The organism is Helcobacillus sp. ACRRO (genome assembly GCF_022347125.1).
Taxonomy (GTDB): Bacteria; Actinomycetota; Actinomycetes; order Actinomycetales; family Dermabacteraceae; genus Helcobacillus; species Helcobacillus massiliensis.
Window position 1 is genome coordinate 24686 of sequence record NZ_JAKRNG010000024.1, and the last position, 16462, is coordinate 41147.

Here is a 16462-nt window from a genome sequence, read left to right on the forward strand (position 1 = left end):
CATGCGGCCATACCGCTGTCAGGGATTTATCGGCAACCCGTGCGGATTACCGTGAGAGCTTCGCGCGTTGGCTATCGCAACGAGATTGCTTTGATTGCTATAAGAAGCAACAGAACCAGGCGCGGCCAGGCCCAGGCGTCCACGGCTAGAGAACGGATCGGTGAGCGGCCCGAAGGAGACTCCTTCGGGCCGCTTCTTCATGTCAGAAGCGCTGCCGCTGACGGGGCTTGTCGTTGTCACTGTCGAATCGTGGGCGCCCGTTAGAGTCCTGATTCTGGCGCTGGCGGAAATGTGCCGCCCGGACCCGGTGCTCTTTCAGAGCGATTTCATGTGGCATGACGGATCGAATGCGTGCCTCGCGGGTGAGGTCGTGGTCATCGCGCTCCAGAGCACGAAGCGACTTCTCCGCGTCGGTGATCGTCCGGGCAAGGGAGTCTTCGGCGCGCTGAGCGCGCTGGTGTGCGCTCTGTGCTGCGTCGGCCCGCTGTTGCGCGGCTTCGGCCCGGCGGTGCTCTTCGGTTGCTTGCAGCCGGTCCTCGACCGCGGAGGAGGCTCGTTCGATCAGCCAGCTGCTCCGTCCCTCCGTGGGCGGGGTCTGCCCCCAGGTGGCGATGAAGGCGGCGGCCGCGTCGCTTGCGGCGCGGCGGGCAGAAGCGCGTCGGAACAGTCCAGCGCGCTGAGCCGCCTCGTGAATGCGGTCCAGATTTTCTGCTTCGGTCGTGATCGTGTTCAGCGCGCCGGTGAGTGCCTCGTCTCGTATGCGTGCGAGGGAGCGGCGTGCGGCGTCGGCTGCGGCGGCGGCCTGTGCGGCGTAGTCGGCCGCGTCGGCAGTGGTAGCTGCCGCGGTGTCGATCTCCAGTGAGGCCCTGTCCCGTCGAGCGGTATGGCGGGCACGGGCTTCCTCCAGCTCGCGGCGGGCGGCGGTGAGGTTGGCTGTGAGGCCGTGGGGGCGGCGAAGCTCGTCGGTGAGCCAGGCCGGGGAGTGCAGCGCGGCATGTTCACGTTCATGGTCCTCGCGGTGGCGCTGTTCGCGGTCCATAGTGGCTCGGTATTCGAGCTCGGAGGTGAGCTGATCCAATGTGGTCTCGGTGGCGTTGAGCTGTGCGGTGATGGCCTTGTGCTGCTCACTGAGCTCGGTGAGGGCTTTCTGAGCCGCCTCGATCTGCCGGTTGTGAGTCGCGAGGGTCAGCGCATCGGCTCCATCTCGGTGGGCGCGGTCGCGGCCCGGGGTCAGCTCGGTGGTGAGCCGGTGATGGGCCAGGTGGCGCTGGTCAGCCAGGGCGCGGGCCTCGGCCGTGAGCCGATCCCGATTCGCGGTGAGCCGGTCCATGACCCACTGAGGCTCATCCACGTCCCCCATTGGGCGATCACGCCACGGTTGGGGCTCAGGCTCACACGGCTCAGCAGGGTCACCGGCTCGCGCGGTTTCTGCGGCGACTACATGACGTAGTTGGTCGTCGGAGAGATCGTGGCGGTCGCGTTGCATCGCCTCCGTGATCTGCTCGGCAGCGCCGGTGCCATCGGGGGCTGCCACCAGAAGGCGGTTGTCGTACTTTCCGCGGGTCATCCCGACGTAGAGCTGCGCCGCGCTAGTGGTGTCAGTGAGCACGGTAACGGCCGAGCGTGTGGACACTCCCTGTGCGCCATGCACTGTGGAGGCGTACCCGAGTGACAGGTGCTCACGGGCGTACTCGTGGGTGATCGTTTCGCTGCGGTTGTCGATGCCGCCGGTGAGGGTGATGCCTGCGCCGGTGATGTTCTGGATGGTCCACTGTTCACGGTTGGCCACCGTGAATGCTGCGTCACGGTTGTTCTTGCGAGTGGTGACTACATCGCCGATGTGTGCGGTGGCGCTGTCGCGGATGGGCGCGGTGGCCGTGGTGTCAAGCTGGCCGCGATCTAGTCGGGTCTGCTGCACCTGATCGTTGATGGCCGTGACGATCTCGTTGGTATCCGCCATGACCGCGATGGACTCTCCCCGGCCGTGGGCCTCGACCCAGGCAGCCGCGGCTGCGTCCACTTGGTCCTGGTCATCACTGCATCGGGTGATGTAGCCGTGATGGGTGAGCCATGCAGCAACTTCGCGGGCTTTCGCTTCGCTTCCGACTGAGCGGAGGTCACGGGTGATCTCGGCGTAGGCCGTATCTGCGTCGCCTGCTGCGGTGCGGAAGCGGTGGATGGAGTGGAGGTCAGCCTTAGCGTCATCGGGGAGTTCACGCTGAACCAGAGCCATCGCACCGGAATGGCCCACGGGGCGGACCTGGTGCGGGTCACCGACGAGGGCGACTCGTGCCCCCGTCTCATCAGCCAGGGTGAGTAGGGCGTTCATCGAGTCCAGGTCCACCATGCCCGCCTCATCGCAGACGATGATGTCTCCTCGGGCGATGGCGCGGGTGGGAGCGTGCCAGACCTGCCCGTTGACGTCTACATCGCCATCGCTGAGGCGGCTCCAGTGAGTGCGGCCTCCCTGGTCCTCACTCCAGCGCCACCCGTGGGCGTACAGCAGCGCGTGGAGACTGGATGAGTCGTTGCCGATCTCTGCCTGCGCCACCTGTGCAGCCTTCATGGTGGGGGTCACGGTGTGCATCTGGCTGCCCTGGGCCCGGATCGTCCGCTCTGCCACGGTGAGCATGGTGGTCTTGCCTGCTCCGGCTGGCCCCTCGATAGCGACGAGAGGAGCACTGCCCGCGATGGTGCGAGCGGCCGCGATCTGCTGGCCGTCCAGCTTGATCGGCTGCTCCCCTTCCTCGGCGCGCTCGGCATCAATGCTCTCAACGGCGGCGGCGATCACGTCCACGGCCGCGGGGGTGGTGTCACCCAGCGCGGCGCGGGTGGCTGCTCGTGCGGTGATCTTCTGACGGGTCTCACCCACGTCGATGAGCCGCATCGTCTTCACGTCCTCGGCCGCCGGGCCAGGGGCAAGAGACTCGCACTGAGCCAGGGCTCGGGTTTCCACCTCACGGATCAGCTGGTTCAGCACTTCTGGCGGCTCAGTGAGCTGGAGGTGGGCCACCGCCATAGTGGCCCCGGCTCGAAGGTCAACGCGGGAGAACCGTGACTGAGACCGGACGGCCCGCTGGTCGGTCCAGCTCAGGGCATGAGCCGTGAGCCGGTCACGGTCTACTTCGGCTGCGTGAACCGGTTCCGTGGGCCGTGGTCCACGTTCGGACAGCACCGCCGGGTCAATGTCTGCGATCTCGCGGCGCACCTGGTCACGCCACTGGTCCTCATCCAGCTCATCAGGTTTTTGAGCCCGGTCCAGCGCCCATGCGCGCCTGTCCCACGACTCGATCAGGCGCGGGCTCAGCTCCTGACCTGGGTGAGCCTCCCGCCAATCGGCCTCAAGCTTCTGCTTGTTCCGCTCGATCTGCTGAGCCCGCTTGCTCATGGGCCGGACCAGATGAGCCAGCTCAGCAATCTCCCCCTCGTCGTTCAGCGAGTAGCCGTGGCGAGCCAGAGCCGAGCGCCAGCGGGCATCAGTGCGGGCCGCGAGCTCACCGCGAGCATTCACCAGTGGCTGGAGCCGAAACACGAGCTGCGAGTCCACATTGGACCACTTGCCATCAGCACCCTGAACCTTCGCATTGAGCCACAGGTGACGGTGCGCGTGGGGGTCCAGGGAGCGTGAACGCTCATGGTCCAGCTGAACCACCTCGACCTGAGCCAGACCAAGCCGCTGCCTACCGCCCTGGCCACGACGTGTCGCCAGCTGCTCACGCCAGTCCTCAACGGTGCGTTCGGTGATGCGGTCCATGAGCGCGTCGAACTCCGCACGAAGCTCGGGGTGCAGCACGCCAGCGAGCGAGTAGGTCTTCGGCGCATTGATCGTGGAGTCGTACAGCAGGTGAGCCTCGGGTGAGGTGATAGAGCGGCCGCGCTGCTCCCCGGTGAGCGGGTCGGCAGCATCAATCCACGCTTTGAGCGAGTCCTGGTCCAGGCGGTCACGCTGGAGGCCAGCCTCGGTGGCCACTATCCGCTCAACCGTGGGAGCGCCCTCGGGGCCGTAGCCCACGGCTGCATCTGCACCGGCTGAGACCTGCCGGGAGACCTCGGCAGCATCACACCCGCCCTGGAGAGCGTACGCCGTGGCATGACGGAGCCCGTGGCCATTCACGCCACGTCGCCACACCTGCACACCGCCTCGCATGAGGCCCAGCGTAGCGCACAAGACCACGTAGTGCTTACGTGCATAGCAATTCTTGCTGATGGGGTGCGGGTGTCGTTGCGGTGCGGCTTGTCGGCGTGACGGAAGGAGCGGCGATGAGCCGTGAAGAGGACGTTGAGCAGCTGGAGCTGTTCGTGGTTGAAGATGGCGGTCTGGTGATCGCGGTGGAGGGACTGGATGAGCGTGACTGAGCGTGTGGCGCCGTTGATGCTTCGGCGGACATTGATAGGAGCGTCTGCAACCGGTGCCGGTGCCGTGGCGCTGTTGGCATTCGCGATGAGCTTCGATGCGCTGACAGAGCTGGCGCGGGGCGCGGGCATCCGCTCGGAAATCGCGTGGATGTGGCCAGTGGTGGTGGATGGGTCGATGGTGGTTGCTACGGCGGCGGCGCTGGTGCTCCGCACCGCCGCGGATCGCACCGTGCGGGCCTACCCGTGGGCACAGCTCGCTCTCTTCGCTCTGATCTCGGTGATTGGCAATGGGCTCCACGCCCTCTCCAGCGGCGGGCGGGTGGACCTGCCCGCCCTCGTCGCCGTGGCCGTGTCCGGCGTGCCTCCGGTGGCACTGCTGCTGTCCACTCACCTTCTGGTGATGATGTTGCCCCGGTGGAGGTGGACCACCCCGCCCAGCCCGGGGTCGGTTGCACCACGAGTGAGCGCTGTACAGGAGCCTGCCGTGGTCGAGCCCCGACCCACCATGAGTCTGAGCCCTGAACCGAGTTCAGACGTGAGCCAGCATGAGCCCGAGAAGCAGGTGCCTGAGCCAGAACCGGCTGAGCCCACGGCTGACCGGGCTGAGCCGGTGTCCTCGCCCACTGACCCAGCAGAACCGGTCGATGAGCCCGGGCCGATTGATGAGCCGGTGGCCCTGGCTCAGTGGATTCAAGACCAGGAGGATCAGGGGAAGTCTGTCAGTGGTCAGGTGGTGGCTGATCGCCTCGGAGTGAGCCTGTCGACCGGCAAGCGCCGACTCAAAGCAGCGCGTGAGCAGCTGGCGGCTCAGGCATGAACCATGACCACGAAGCAGGAGGAACGATCATGAAGAGGGTTGCGAACTGGTGGTTCCCCACCAACCCGTCGGAAGCGGACACGACGCGGCTCCGGGCGGCTCAGCGCGTCGTGCACAGTGGCGCATCGGCTCGTCTGCATCGACTGCGAGCGGTGATTCGTCTCCACGAGCGGCGGGCTCGGAGCCAGGCTGGCAGCTCTGTGGCGGTGACAGCGCCGATGGCACATGAGATCGCGGAAGCAGCGCGTGCTGCGCGAGAAGTGAGCGGCCCGGCACGGACCGCTCAGATTGACCAGATACTGGAAATCTTGACGTCAGAGTGGGTGAGCCCTGAGCTGCCTGGATCACTGCCAGCAGACCTCTGGGAAACTGCCGAGCACCTGGCTCTAACCGCGGCATGGCGCGTGCGAGCTGACCACAGTGAGAAGAAACGCGGCCCCGAAGCGATCACACTGAGCCAGGCACTGTTGAGGGCAGCGGCAGTCTGCGAGGATGCGCAGGAGATCAACGCCGCTGAGTAGCTGACGACAGAGCTAGGAGGTCCGACGAATGAGTTCAGCACCAGACGTACCCGAACCGACACTGGAGATCATGCTCGGCGCGGCGCTCACGGGTGCCGCAGTTCTGGCCGCCATCGTCGGGATCGCCCTTCTGATGTTCAGTAGAACTCACGCGAAGACGAAGAGCTGCCTGGGGTGCTTCGCCACCATCGCAGTCATGTCCGTCCTCATCCCAGCAGCGGGCCTGATCGCAACAGTGCTGGGTGTGAAGTAGAGCCTCAAAACCTCGCGCGGGGAGCGCGCGCCGGAGAAGACGAAGCGCCCTCGCCGCCGGAGAGCGCCAGTGATTTGATCTTGTCCGGACGAAAGCCGCTCCAGTGAGTGCCGTCCGCAACGACAACCGGAGCTTGCCGGTACCCCAGGTCTTTGATGCGCTTCAACGCGCCCGGGTGCTGCGTAAGGTCTACCGTTATGAACTGCACTCCGTGCCGCATTAGTTGCCGCTCAGTGGCATCACACTGAACACAGCCAGGCTTGGAATAGACGGTTACAGTCATTGTGACAACCCCGCTTACTGCTTACCGAAAGTCTTGGGTACACGCCCGATACCTACGAACTGATGACCACTGAGCCGGGCTTTAGAGATTTTGGTTCGACCGGCGCTGATACTTGCTTCAATAGCCTGTCCATCACCGATGTACAGGGTTACGTGAGACACCTCGGCCCCCAGCCTGCCCCACGCCTCAAAAATGAGGTCACCAGGTTGAATCTCTGCGGGCGATACTGAGGTGGAGCGAAGCGCTGCCCATTGGGCACGAGCGGTACGGGGAAGTCGCTGACCCGCGCCCTGCATATAGGCGAACGTGGTCAGACCTGAGCAATCCTGCCCACCGCTGGGGCCGTTGGGGCCGTTCCAGTCGCCCGCCCCGAAGACGTACGGACTGCCGAGAGTGGACCGGGCTGCCTCGATGACCGCCGCAACGTCTCCAGGGACTGCCACACCTCCATCGGAAGCACCCGTTGATTCGCAAGTGGCCGCTCCCGGGGTTGAGCTGTCAATCTCGACGTTGACACCCGACAGCGCTGACATGATTTGGCGGGCAGCGTCTTCATGCTTCGCGTACGCGGATGGGAAAGCGCTGCGCTGCACCTGCTGGGCAGCAACCGTCGGCGCCATTCCCTCCCAGCCGGACACATCGAGCAGACCGGGGATGTGATACCCCTTCGGCCCTGCACCGCCGGGTACCTCGTCGGTGAGCGTCTTGCCCTTGTAAAACACCTCTGCGGCGTAGCTGAGGTCATTCACCTGCTCAAGAGTGCCGTACCAGCCGGGTAGTTGGCGCTGCTGGAATACTCCGGCATCGCCGTTGCTATCAGGGGTGGCTGCGGCTGGGTTGTCGCCAAGCTGGCTCTCCTGCATCGCGGTCATGAGCGCGACCAGCTGGCCTCTGGCCGGTATTTGCAGCTGCTCACCGATCTGCATGATGACAGCAGCGTTCTTCATCGCCTGTTCTGAGTAGCCACCAACGGTTGGTACGTCTCCGTCGATGTTGACGTTGAGGGCGGACCCCGAGCACATCGCTTCGTTGGACCCGTCATCGGTCGTGCCCAGCAGAGCCGTACCGACGGCCGCGATGACGCCTCCGCCAACGAGCACCGGGAGGGCACAGCATCCACCAAGGAAGCTAGCCCTGCTGATCTTGCTCATTGGGAGTCCTGCGGGATTTCAATGGCTGATGCCTTCCAGCCGTCCGTGGGCTGGTTGCGGAAGAGCACCACCGTCCAGGTGCCTAGCGAGGTGGGCACTTCCACTTCGGCGTCCACGCCGCTGACCGTGAGCACGCTCGCCGGGCCGGTGATCTCAGCATCGGGGATTCGCCGGGTCTCGGTGTACTTCCAGATCTCCTGCGCCTCGGGGGTAAGCCTCGGACCTACGGCCTTCCACCAGGTCTCCGTGTCTTTGGAGTTGTCCAGAAGCAGTGTGATCGTGTCAGTTGCGAACCGCTTGGCGGACTCTGCATCGCCTGGGGCAGCGGAGGGCGGTCCCTCGTCCGAGGGTCCGCGTGGAGCGTCGCCATTGGCCTCGACGCTTTCCCAGGGATCGGGCGTTGGTGCGGCTGCTTGTGGTGTGCTCGGCTCTGACGGCTTATCAGGGCTTCGTGTAGGGGTCGCAGACTCACTGCATCCAGCCAGGGTGGCTGCTGCCCCGATGACAAGAATGGCGCGTCGGTTGATCATGATGAGACAAGCGGAGTCGGCACGACGTTCAGGCCGCTATGGTGCCTCGCTCGACGATCTCCCGGGCGCTGCTGGTGTCCACGTGCACGTAGAGAGCGGTGGTCTCGGGTTTGGAGTGTCCCAGGAGGGTTTGGACGAGTAGGAGGTCTCGGCTGTTTCGATAGGCAGTTGTGGCGAACCGGTGCCGTAGCGAGTGACAGGTCCATGGATTCGGGAGGGCTGCGGAGACGAGTTCTCCAACGCGGATGGCGCCTATCGGGCCCTCACGTCGTGGGCTGGGGAAGAGCCAGCCGGTACTCAGCCCAGCCTGAAGCAGCTCGATGCGGAGACGTTCGGTGAGTGGAACGACTCGCTGTTTGCGCCCCTTGCCGTGCACGCGAACAGAGCTGTCGCCCTTGGGACCGATCAGGTCGCCAGAGTGGATGCGGGCGATTTCGCCGCGCCGTAGGCCAGCCTCACACGCGAAGAGAAGCATCAGGCGGACACGTGTGTCTGCGGCGTGGAGGGCGGCAAGGATGACGTCATCTGGGGCCGGTCGTGGCAACGTTCGCGTGCGCTTGATGGGCAGGAGCCCTGCCGTTGGATCGTGCTCAGCTAGACCTCGCGTGATGGCCCATCGGAAGAACTGGGAGATTGACGCACGGTGCGAGCGCCGTGTGCTCGCGGACCAATCTGAAGCAGTGAGATAGCGGATCACATCATGCTCGGTGACGTCGCTGGGCGCGGCGGTGCGTGTGGACCGAGCGAAAGTCATGACGTGGTACACCCTGAGCTTCACAGTCCCTGTCGCCCGCTCTGCTGCTCTCAGCCAGAAGCTCCATTGATCAACCGATTGAGTCCAAGCATCCATGCGCACATGCTTCACTCACACCCGCCGCCCCGCAACAGAACTTCTTTCTCCTCCTCGACGTTTCGCGCCCCTAATCCTGGACCGCGCTGGAACGGTGCTGACCGCGATAGTCTCCCCATCACCGCAACCCTTGGTGCCAGCTGGCCCACCGGATCGAAGGCAAGGGCCGCGTAGCGGGCCGCGGCAGCCTCGACTCTGACCGGAGCTCGTGGTTCGTAGCGGTACTGGAATGAGTGTCCCGTGCTTAGCGGGGGTTGCTCCAGTCGCACGACAAGCCCCCGGAGCGTCCTTGTGTGGAGCTCAGGCAAGTGATGGTTCGGCCGTCCCTCAAGGTGTGCTCGACCTCGATAACGGTCAATCCCTCGTCAGTCGTTGTCGCACCCTCTGGTGCTCGGCTGCCCAATGTGCTGAGGGCTATCACCAAGCCCACACCCAGGATGAGGGCGAGTGCACCTGCCGCAAGAGCTTTCCAATCGGTCGCGATTCGTTGGGGTTGGGGCTGCGCAGGCTCGTTGCTCACAGTTCCTTCTCCTTAGCTTGGGCGCACCGATACAAGCTGAGGCGGGTGACTTTTGGCGCGGAGCTTATGGCACACTGTTTTGGCACGCGGCCGTCTCGGAGGCCGGTTCAGTTTTGGCTCAGGCTGCGCGTGTGCCAGAAACGACCGTTTGTGCAGCACTACACTTGGGACATGTTGTGGATGCGACTTTCAGATGACAGCTTGGTGCGCGTCGATGAGCTTGTGGAACTGCGATATGACCTCACCTACGCCCCTGAGCGGGCATTGATTCATGCCGATCTCTTTGGAGTCCTTAAGCACCGAGACGGTGCTGTCCACCTCGCTAACATTCACCTGTCGCCAACGATCTACCGAAGCGGTACGCCTGCCGGGGCTAAGAAGGAGGCTGACAGAGCGCTGGCCGAGCTAGCCGACCTACTTGCATCATCCGGCCCTAACAACGGTGCACTGCTTATCGAGCTCGCACCGGTGGAGCACGAAGAGAGGCCCCTTTTTGAAGCTCCGCCTCAGTTCTGGCATACGGTTCCGCTGTTCTGAGATGTCTCGTTACTTCGGGTATGCCCGCGTTTCCACTTCTGATCAGCGGGCAGATAGCCAGATCGCCGCCCTTCATGAGGCTGGTGCCGAACAGGTGTGGGTGGACGTAGGACTGTCAAGCCGTACGTCTGATCGTCCTCAGTGGCTCGCTTGCCGGGCCGAGTTACGCTCAGGCGATGTGCTGCTTGTTCGGGCGCTGGATCGGATCGCAGGAACCGAACGGATGGCAATTGAAGTCATGCGTGAGCTGGAGGAGGAGGGGGTGCACCTGCGGAGCCTGACGGAACCGGCGATCGACACGACTACTGCACAGGGGCGGGCTCTCAGCGGCTTCCTCGCTGTCCTATCTCAGCTCCGTGTGGACCTCATTCGGGAGAACACGCGAAGGGGCCTGGCTCACGCGCGCGAACAGGGCCGGGTCGGCGGGCGACCAACGGTAATGACCCCAGAGCGCGTGGAGGCGGCCGTTGCCTTGCAGGAGCAGGGAAAGAGTCTGCGAGCAATCGCAGAGGTGTTGGGCGTGAGCGCTTCGAGCGTCGGTCGGGCGATCCGTCGTAGAGATTCGCTCAGTTAAAGCTGACGGACAGGTCCTTGCCGAGAGCATCTGCGATGCGCTGGAGCATTGGCAGCGTCGGAACCTGGCCGGATTCGATCTTGGAAATGACTGCCTGGTTGGTGCCTGCGCGCTTCGCAAGCTCAGCCTGAGTCATACCTGCGTCACGGCGCGCGTTGTAGACCAAGCGTGATGACATATCTTCCACGCGCATCTCCAGATCGGCGGCCTCGTACTCGCGCTGCTGCGCCGGAGTGAAGTCCGCCTTGATGGCGTCGATCTCATCACGATATGAGTAGGTCTTGGTCGATGCCTCAATGGTGGTACTCATGGTTTTGGCCTCCATCTTGTGGTGTCATCCAACGGGTCCTTACCTCCGCGTTGCTCGAAGTGCGCGCGCTGTCTGTGCCAATCCCGGGCAACCTCGCGTGCTCGCTGCACGTGGCGTGTCTCGCGCTGACGCTGCTTGCGGAACTGGGTCAAGGTGATGACGCGCCGCTCGGGCTCGAACGTGTACGTCACCCGCTGTTCAACGTTGCTCGCGGTAAATCTGAGCTCGTAGAGGTTCTTGTCTAGCTGGCGAGCATGGGGCATCGACAACTCGGGGCCATTGGTGGCCAGCTGATCGAGCCGACGCTCCGCCCTGCGAAGGTCACCAGGAGAGAGCTGCCGAAGCCACTTGCGCACTTCCTTCGTCATCTGCACGTCCCATGCCACGGCTCAAGTATGTCACCGATGACATATTGGTGCAACCTGCATCCCCAAGTCGGCGGCGCTGAGCACGGAAGTCCACTTCGATTAGGCGTCCTGCCGGGCGGAGACTCTTAATCAGTGGGTCCGGGGTTCGAATCCCTGATGGCGCACACTGCATGGGAAGGCCCCGTCGGATCACCGGCGGGGCCTTCTGCATACCCCCGTCAGGTCTCCACGCTCAGCCCACCAGCACCACGGCCGCATACACGGCGAACAGGCCGAGGTGCCCCCACCCGAAGCCGGCTCCGATCCGTCCGCGGAGGAATCCGGCTGCGGTGAGGACCAGCGTGATCGCCATGATCGCGATCTCCGGCCACGATGCCGCGAGCACCACCCGCTGACCCGTCAGCGCACCGATGATGAGGACCGACGGGATCGTCAGCCCCACGGTGGACACCAGGGCCCCATGGCACAGGTTCGACACCCGCTGGATCTCCCCCGCCGCACCCGCCCGGACCGACGTGATCGTCTCCGGCAGGAACACGATCGCCGCGATCAGCAGGCCCGACAGCGCCACGGGCGCCTGCGCCCGTGTCACGGCGATGTCGAGCAGCGCCGCCATCGACTGGGAGATCAGCACGATCGGCAGCGCCAGCGCGATCAGCAGCAGAGTGCGCAGAACCAGGACGCGGGCGGCACCCGTCGGCCCCTCCCCCACTGCGGCTGACGAACTCCCCGGCGCCGCATCGGCTGGGTGCGGCGCGCCTGCCGCCGCCTCCTGGAAGTCCCGCTTCCCGCGCCCCATCTGACGAACGAGGAACACCGCGTACACCCCGGTCACGAGCACTGCCACAAGGACCCCGATCCGGGCCGACAAGGCACCGTCCGTGCCGAGCGGGTGCGGCAGAACGAACGCGATCGCCGAGAACAGGAGCGTCAGCATCAGGTACTGCACCGCCCCGCGACGATTCGGCAGCATCGGGCCGTGCCGCCGGGCCCCCACCACCAGCGACAGGCCGATCACCAGATTGAGGATGATCATCGAGACCGCGACCACGGAGTCACGGGCGATCGTCTGATGGTCGCCGGGGCCGAGCATGACCGAGGAGATCAGCGTGACCTCGATCAGCGCGATCGACAGGGTGAGCACCAGGGTGCCGTATGGGTCGCCGAGCAGGTCTGCGAGCGCTTCGGCTTCAGCCACCACTCCGAAGGAGCAGACCAGGATGATCCCGACGATCACGGCGAGCGCCACTGCGAGGACCGGCGTGGATGCGGTGGCGGTCAGGGCCGGGGTGAGCGCCGCGAGGGCGCCGACGGATCCCCACCCGATCAGCAGTCGCGCAATCGCAGCAGGGGTCAGGACAGTGCGGGCAGTGCGGGGCATTCGAAGCCTGGTTCTGCGGGGCCGTCCCCGCTCGGTGCGGCACAGGCGGGGCCGTCCCCGCCGCATCGGTCACGCCGGCGATCCTATCCCCTGGGCAGGCCCCGCCCGGATGCGTCGCGGGCGACGCGGCCGGCCTCAGCTGGCTCTGAGCACGTGTTGAGGACTGTCACAAACTCGAGCCGTACGGTGATCACATGAAGATCACGAAGGACCTTGAGAAGAAGTTCAACGACCAGATCACCCTCGAATTCGAAGCCAGCATGACCTACCGTCAGCTCGCCATCGAGGCCGACCGCCAGGACCTCTCCGGCATGGGCCAGTGGCTGCGCGCCCAGGCGGATGAGGAGATCGTCCACGCCAACAAGTTCATCGACCATGTGGTTGATCGTGAGGGCCACGCGCAGATCGAGAGCATTCCCGCGCCCGAGCTCACAGAGAAGACGATGACGGCCCTGGAGATCTTCCAGGCCGCCCTCGCGCATGAGCAGAAGGTGTCCGAAGCGATCCGCGAGCTGTACCGCGAGACCGAGAAGGCCGGCGACCTCGACGCCCGCCCCCTGCTCAACTGGTTCATCGACGAGCAGCTCGAAGAGGAGGCAACCGTCGGTGAGATCGTCGGTCAGCTCGAACTCGTCGGCGAGGACGGCTCCGGTCTGCTCCGCATCGACCAGGAGCTCGGCCAGCGCACCTCCGACGGCACCGAGAACGAGGCCTGAGCACCCCTTGAGGTGCTGAGCACCCGCTGGTCACCGGGCCCCGTCGGCCCGCGTTCCCAGCACTGAACAGCAGCGCGCCCGCTGAGTCTGCACGGACTCGCGGGCGCGCTACTGTTGTGGCCATGACCCAGCCGATCCTCGACCTCTCGCGCGCTCACCGCACGGACGTCGCCCACCACACGTTCGTCCGCGTCATCACCAAGGACCAGTTCGCGCAGATGCGCTCGGTCCCCTTCCGTCTGATGACCGCGGACCTCGTCGCCATCCTCGTGCTGGACCTGCCCGACGGCATCATCCCCCTCACCCAGTCCTCCGTGGAGCGCTTCGGCGGCTGGGACGAACTGTTCGCCATCGGCATCGACAACCTCGCCGCCATGGACCTCATCGACATCGACCGCCACGGCGACGCCACCTGCTCCTTCACCGCCGTCACCGGGGAGACCGCCCTGACGGCGTCCAAGCTGCTGGTGGGGGCCGATCTCATCGAGCAGGCCGACGGGTTCCGCCCCACGGAGGACGGCTACCTCTTCGCTGCGCCGCACTCCCGACTGTTCGCCTATTCTCCGATTCGGGACGCGTCAGTGCTGCCCGCGATCCGGGCCCTGCTGCGCTTCGCCGCTCACGAGTTCAGCGGGGCCGAGCGTGAGGACCGCCTGTCCCCGCACATCTTCTGGCAGCGCGGCGAACGCATCGAGCAGCTGTCCACCCTGGAGGACGGCGGCGCCCTGTCCGTCACGTTCAGCGACGACTGCCGCAGCGTCCTCGAACGCGTCAGCGGGCAGGCGCTGTGATGGCCGCCGATCCCGCCGCGTCAGAGCCCTGCCCGTGCAGCAGCCGTGCGCCCTGGAGTGAATGCTGCGGCCCGGTCATCGCGGCGCCGTCGACCACCGGGCCCGGCGCCGCTCGGACCGCGGAAGCGCTGATGCGCTCCCGCTTCGCCGCCTTCGCCATCGGGGACGCTGCGCATCTGCTGCGCACCTGGCACCCCGAGACCCGCCCGGATGCGGCGGAGCTCGCCGCGGACCTGGCCAGCCCCGAGGCGCCGCAATGGCGCCGCCTGCTGATCCGGGACGTGGTCGGCGGCGCCGACGCCGATGACCGCGGGGTCGTGGAGTTCATCGGCATCGGGCGCGGCTCGGGTGGCCGCGTGGAACTGCATGAGCGTTCGCAGTTCGTCCGCGACGGCGGGGCGTGGCTCTACACCACCGGCGAGATCCTCGACTGAGACCCCGTCGGCCGCCCCGCGCCGCGAGCGCTGAGTCCGGTTACTTCTTCACCTGTGCAAGGAAGTCCTCCGCACCGCCCACGAGCTCCACGTGTCCGGTCTCGACGTCCGCGGTCGCCATGGCGACGATCTCTTCAGCGAATTCGGCGACGCTGTAGAGGCGGCCGGCGGCTTCACGGCGGGACTCCAGAGCACCCGGCTGGGCGCGGTTCAGCAGAGTCGCGGTCACCGTGCCTTCGATCATGTCCCCGGAGACGACCACGAAGCTGACGCCCTGGTCCTTCATCTCCGGCACCATCGCCGTCAGCGCATCCTCACCGGCGCGCTTGGACTTCGCCACCTCGTGGTACTCGGCCATGGTCTCCACATCGTTGATGAAGTGGGCCTGGTGGCTCGTCACGAACACCACGCGGGAGCCCGGCTGCATCAGCGGCAGCGCAGTCGTCAGGGCACCGACCTGGGCGTCGCGGTTCAGGCGCAGCGCGTAGTCCTCACCGAGGTTCTTCTCCATACCGCCGGAGGCGTTGAGCACCAGCAGGTCCAGGGAGCCGAACTCATCCACGGCGGACTGCATCAGCGTCTTCACGTCCTCAGGCTTGGTCAGATCGGCGCCGACGGCGATCGCCCGACCGCCCGCTTCTTCGATCTGCTGCACGACCTTGTTCGCGCGCGGCGCCTTCTCCCGGTAGTTCACCACCACGTTGAAGCCCTGGCCGGCGAGGAGCTTGGCGGTGTCGGCGCCGACGCCGCGGGAGGACCCGGTGATCACGGCGGTGAGGTTCTGCTGATCGTTCATCATCATTCCTGTTCGGTTCTCTGGAGGGGACGGGACTCGCCGGTTCTCAGACACGGCGATCCACCGCGCCGCCGGTGGCGAACGCGGTGGACCTCATGGCGCTGGTCAGACGACGACGCGCTTGTTGACGGGGCGCTGCTTGAGGCGCTTCACGCGCTCCTTCGCCTGGCGGAGCTCCTCGTTGCGCTCATCGTCCTGCTTGGACTTCACGGTGAGGAGCGCTGCGCCGACGACGACGGCGATGCCGGCGAGGGTGGCGCCGCCGACACCGGCTGCGGGGCCGGGCTTCGGCTTGCCATTGGAGTCGAGGAAGAACGCACGGCCCTTATCAACAGCCTCGTTCTTCGTGCGCTCAAGGACGTTCTTCGGGTTCACTCGGTCCAGCAGCTCGGCGACATCACCCGCGAGGTTGTTCTGGCGACGGTATGCGTCAGCGCGCATGTCCGCGAGGGACTCCTTGTTCTTGTCAGCCACGTTCACTCTCCATCGTCGGATCTGGGCTCATTCACCCTCCAGGGTACCGCGCGGCACCCTGGCAGAACCTTGGCCGCGACGCAGCCACCCGCGACCCGCCCCGTGACGAGCCGCGACTCGCGCTCTGGCGAGCCGGACCCGGCACCCTGACGAGCCGAGCCCTGCACCGTCGACACCTGAGACCCGCGCCGGACGCGGCCCGGGTTAGGCTGTGGGCCGCGCGCGAGTGGCGGAATTGGTAGACGCGCTGGATTTAGGTTCCAGTGTCTGAGGACGTAGGGGTTCAAGTCCCCTCTCGCGCACCACCGATCTGCGGCCGCCCCAGAGGCGGCGGGTAGAGTTGGCAGGGATTGAGACCCCGCCCACTTCCCGAACGAGGACCCCGCATGACACGCACCGCTGTTGGCACCGAATCCGCCTGGTTCGACCGCGACGAGCTCGAGTATCTGCGCAGCCGCCTGCCGATCCTCTACGTGGACATCATCCCCGTGCGCCAGGACGCCAGCGGCGCCATCACCGAAGTCGGACTGCTGCTGCGAGCCGACGGCGGCGGCCACATCGTCCGCTCCATCGTCTCCGGCCGCGTCCTCGTGCGCGAAACCCTGCGCGACGCCATCATACGGCACGTGGAGAAGGACCTCGGCTCGATGAGCTTCCCGAAGATCCCCACGTCCATCACCCCGATGACGGTCGCGGAGTACTTCCCCACCGACGGACCCGATGTCCTCTTCCACGACCCGCGCCAGCACGCCGTGTCCATGGTGTACGTGGTGCCGGTGGAAGGCGAATGCGAACCGCAG

General features: G+C 65.7%; 17 protein-coding genes and 1 tRNA gene. 9 read left to right on the forward strand and 9 right to left on the reverse strand.

What is annotated here, in order from left to right; all coding sequences use genetic code 11:
• Positions 1-202: 202 nt before the first annotated feature.
• A complete protein-coding gene (locus tag MHY20_RS08955; protein ID WP_239376284.1) occupies positions 203-3970 on the reverse strand; it encodes an AAA family ATPase in 3768 nt (1255 codons plus the stop codon).
• Between the two features lie 372 nt (positions 3971-4342).
• Between MHY20_RS08955 and MHY20_RS08960 the strand changes: the two genes are divergently transcribed.
• Positions 4343-5173, forward strand: a complete 831-nt coding sequence (locus MHY20_RS08960; RefSeq protein ID WP_239376286.1) for a DUF2637 domain-containing protein — start codon at positions 4343-4345, stop codon at positions 5171-5173.
• 549 nt (positions 5174-5722) lie between these two features.
• Positions 5723-5947, forward strand: coding sequence for a hypothetical protein (locus tag MHY20_RS08965; protein WP_239376288.1), 225 nt, complete (start codon positions 5723-5725; stop codon positions 5945-5947).
• 4 nt (positions 5948-5951) lie between these two features.
• Here the strand turns inward: MHY20_RS08965 and nrdH are convergent, their stop codons facing one another.
• From nrdH to MHY20_RS08980, 3 genes are read right to left on the reverse strand one after another with little or no spacing between them, the layout of a single operon-like run.
• Positions 5952-6230 carry a glutaredoxin-like protein NrdH gene (gene nrdH, locus MHY20_RS08970; RefSeq protein WP_239376290.1) on the reverse strand — a complete coding sequence of 93 codons (279 nt, stop codon included), beginning with the start codon at positions 6228-6230 and terminating at the stop codon, positions 5952-5954.
• Positions 6231-6244: 14 nt separating this feature from the next.
• Positions 6245-7381, reverse strand: a complete 1137-nt coding sequence (locus MHY20_RS08975; RefSeq protein ID WP_239376292.1) for a C40 family peptidase — start codon at positions 7379-7381, stop codon at positions 6245-6247.
• Entirely contained in the window at positions 7378-7911 is a 534-nt protein-coding gene (locus MHY20_RS08980) for a hypothetical protein (protein ID WP_239376294.1), read from the reverse strand. Before MHY20_RS08980 ends, MHY20_RS08975 begins: the two co-directional genes overlap by 4 nt.
• Positions 7912-9452: 1541 nt before the next feature.
• Here MHY20_RS08980 and MHY20_RS08985 point away from each other — a divergent pair.
• Entirely contained in the window at positions 9453-9818 is a 366-nt protein-coding gene (locus tag MHY20_RS08985) for a hypothetical protein (protein WP_239376296.1), read from the forward strand.
• A gap of 1 nt (position 9819) precedes the next feature.
• Positions 9820-10392, forward strand: a complete 573-nt coding sequence (locus MHY20_RS08990) for a recombinase family protein (RefSeq protein WP_239376298.1) — start codon at positions 9820-9822, stop codon at positions 10390-10392.
• On the opposite strand, the gene MHY20_RS08995 is transcribed toward MHY20_RS08990, so the two are convergent.
• From MHY20_RS08995 to MHY20_RS09005, 3 genes are all read right to left on the reverse strand, one after another.
• On the reverse strand, positions 10385-10702 hold the full coding sequence (locus MHY20_RS08995; protein WP_239376300.1) for a helix-turn-helix transcriptional regulator: 318 nt from the start codon (positions 10700-10702) through the stop codon (positions 10385-10387). The genes MHY20_RS08990 and MHY20_RS08995 overlap by 8 nt on opposite strands.
• On the reverse strand, positions 10699-11088 hold the full coding sequence (locus MHY20_RS09000) for a type II toxin-antitoxin system RelE/ParE family toxin (protein WP_239376302.1): 390 nt from the start codon (positions 11086-11088) through the stop codon (positions 10699-10701). Before MHY20_RS09000 ends, MHY20_RS08995 begins: the two co-directional genes overlap by 4 nt.
• Before the next feature lie 214 nt (positions 11089-11302).
• A complete protein-coding gene (locus MHY20_RS09005) occupies positions 11303-12451 on the reverse strand; it encodes a calcium:proton antiporter (RefSeq protein ID WP_239376303.1) in 1149 nt (382 codons plus the stop codon).
• 194 nt (positions 12452-12645) lie between these two features.
• Here MHY20_RS09005 and MHY20_RS09010 point away from each other — a divergent pair, with 194 nt between their 5' ends.
• From MHY20_RS09010 to MHY20_RS09020, 3 genes are all read left to right on the forward strand, one after another.
• Positions 12646-13167: a ferritin gene (locus MHY20_RS09010; protein ID WP_239376304.1), complete on the forward strand. Its 522-nt coding sequence runs from the start codon at positions 12646-12648 to the stop codon at positions 13165-13167.
• A 122-nt stretch (positions 13168-13289) separates the two neighbouring features.
• Positions 13290-13958, forward strand: a complete 669-nt coding sequence (locus tag MHY20_RS09015) for a hypothetical protein (RefSeq protein ID WP_239376305.1) — start codon at positions 13290-13292, stop codon at positions 13956-13958.
• On the forward strand, positions 13958-14392 hold the full coding sequence (locus MHY20_RS09020) for a YchJ family metal-binding protein (protein ID WP_239376306.1): 435 nt from the start codon (positions 13958-13960) through the stop codon (positions 14390-14392). The genes MHY20_RS09015 and MHY20_RS09020 overlap by 1 nt, the downstream gene beginning before the upstream one ends.
• Positions 14393-14432: 40 nt before the next feature.
• On the opposite strand, the gene MHY20_RS09025 is transcribed toward MHY20_RS09020, so the two are convergent.
• A complete protein-coding gene (locus MHY20_RS09025) occupies positions 14433-15188 on the reverse strand; it encodes an SDR family oxidoreductase (RefSeq protein ID WP_183373808.1) in 756 nt (251 codons plus the stop codon).
• A gap of 105 nt (positions 15189-15293) precedes the next feature.
• Entirely contained in the window at positions 15294-15662 is a 369-nt protein-coding gene (locus MHY20_RS09030) for a DUF3618 domain-containing protein (protein WP_239376307.1), read from the reverse strand.
• Between the two features lie 220 nt (positions 15663-15882).
• Here MHY20_RS09030 and MHY20_RS09035 point away from each other — a divergent pair.
• Together MHY20_RS09035 and MHY20_RS09040 are read left to right on the forward strand one after the other, a co-directional pair.
• A tRNA-Leu gene (locus MHY20_RS09035) sits at positions 15883-15967 on the forward strand.
• An 81-nt stretch (positions 15968-16048) separates the two neighbouring features.
• Positions 16049-16462 (forward strand): DUF4916 domain-containing protein (locus MHY20_RS09040; protein ID WP_239376308.1); only part of this gene is annotated, 414 nt, incomplete at its 3' end.

Bases quoted from the DNA above. Each gene is read 5' to 3' on its own strand.
- MHY20_RS08960 (WP_239376286.1), top strand. From the start codon at position 4,343: ATGAGCGTGACTGAGCGTGTGGCGCCGTTGATGCTTCGGCGGACATTG.
- MHY20_RS08965 (WP_239376288.1), top strand. From the start codon at position 5,723: ATGAGTTCAGCACCAGACGTACCCGAACCGACACTGGAGATCATGCTC.
- nrdH (WP_239376290.1), bottom strand. From the start codon at position 6,230: ATGACTGTAACCGTCTATTCCAAGCCTGGCTGTGTTCAGTGTGATGCC.
- MHY20_RS08975 (WP_239376292.1), bottom strand. From the start codon at position 7,381: ATGAGCAAGATCAGCAGGGCTAGCTTCCTTGGTGGATGCTGTGCCCTC.
- MHY20_RS08980 (WP_239376294.1), bottom strand. From the start codon at position 7,911: ATGATCAACCGACGCGCCATTCTTGTCATCGGGGCAGCAGCCACCCTG.
- MHY20_RS08985 (WP_239376296.1), top strand. From the start codon at position 9,453: ATGTTGTGGATGCGACTTTCAGATGACAGCTTGGTGCGCGTCGATGAG.
- MHY20_RS08990 (WP_239376298.1), top strand. From the start codon at position 9,820: ATGTCTCGTTACTTCGGGTATGCCCGCGTTTCCACTTCTGATCAGCGG.
- MHY20_RS08995 (WP_239376300.1), bottom strand. From the start codon at position 10,702: ATGAGTACCACCATTGAGGCATCGACCAAGACCTACTCATATCGTGAT.
- MHY20_RS09005 (WP_239376303.1), bottom strand. From the start codon at position 12,451: ATGCCCCGCACTGCCCGCACTGTCCTGACCCCTGCTGCGATTGCGCGA.
- MHY20_RS09010 (WP_239376304.1), top strand. From the start codon at position 12,646: ATGAAGATCACGAAGGACCTTGAGAAGAAGTTCAACGACCAGATCACC.
- MHY20_RS09015 (WP_239376305.1), top strand. From the start codon at position 13,290: ATGACCCAGCCGATCCTCGACCTCTCGCGCGCTCACCGCACGGACGTC.
- MHY20_RS09020 (WP_239376306.1), top strand. From the start codon at position 13,958: ATGGCCGCCGATCCCGCCGCGTCAGAGCCCTGCCCGTGCAGCAGCCGT.
- MHY20_RS09025 (WP_183373808.1), bottom strand. From the start codon at position 15,188: ATGAACGATCAGCAGAACCTCACCGCCGTGATCACCGGGTCCTCCCGC.